This is a genomic window from Clostridium sp. CTA-1 (genome assembly GCF_054768215.1).
Genome location: NZ_BAAAAP010000063.1, coordinates 1 through 754, shown reverse-complemented (window position 1 = coordinate 754; position 754 = coordinate 1). Strand labels below are relative to the sequence as shown.

At 30.5% G+C, this 754-nt stretch carries 1 protein-coding gene; it reads right to left on the bottom strand.

Annotation, left to right across the window (positions count from 1 at the left end; all coding sequences use genetic code 11):
• Window positions 1–754: triple tyrosine motif-containing protein (locus ACYUEW_RS18990; protein ID WP_460277711.1), on the bottom strand; the 754-nt coding region annotated here is incomplete at both ends.

Sequence of the window (754 nt, the reverse complement as noted above, 5' to 3'; positions counted from 1 at the left end):
GTATTTAAATCTTTAACCCAAAATTCGTATAAAACTCTATTAGTACTACTTGCATATCCTTTTATCGTATATGTTTTTCCTATTTGTAATTGATATGARGTTACATATTGATTATCTAGCATAATATCATATGTTTGTATAGTTGCTTTTCCGGAATTATAATCAACATTAAAATTTTTCTCTACTTTTCCATCTACACTTGCATTACTATATTTATCCTTTACATTTACTGCTATTATATATTGTCCGCTTTTATTTGGTGTCCAATTTGCATATCTGTCTTCYTTATAGTCYCTTATCTTTGTCCAAACCCCTGTTGATACATCTTTAACCCAAAATTCATATAATACTCCATTTGGGCTGCTTGCATAACCCTTTATTGCATATGTTTTTCCTGATGTTAGCTTTCCATTTGTTATATATTGATCTCCTAACATTATATCGTAGGTTTGTATTGTAGCTTTCCCTGATTGTGTCTCTACCGTGAATGTTTTCTCTACTCTTCCATCCATACTTGTGTTACTATATTTATCCTTTACATTTACTGCTATTACATATTGTCCATTTTTACTTGGTGTCCAATTTGCACATCTGTCTTCTTTATARTCCCTTATTTTTGTCCAAACTCCTGTTGATACATCTTTAACCCAAAATTCATATAATACTCCATTTGGACTGCTTGCATAGCCTTTTATTGTATATGTTTTCCCTGATGCTAGCTTTCCATTTGTTATATATTGATCTCCTAACATTA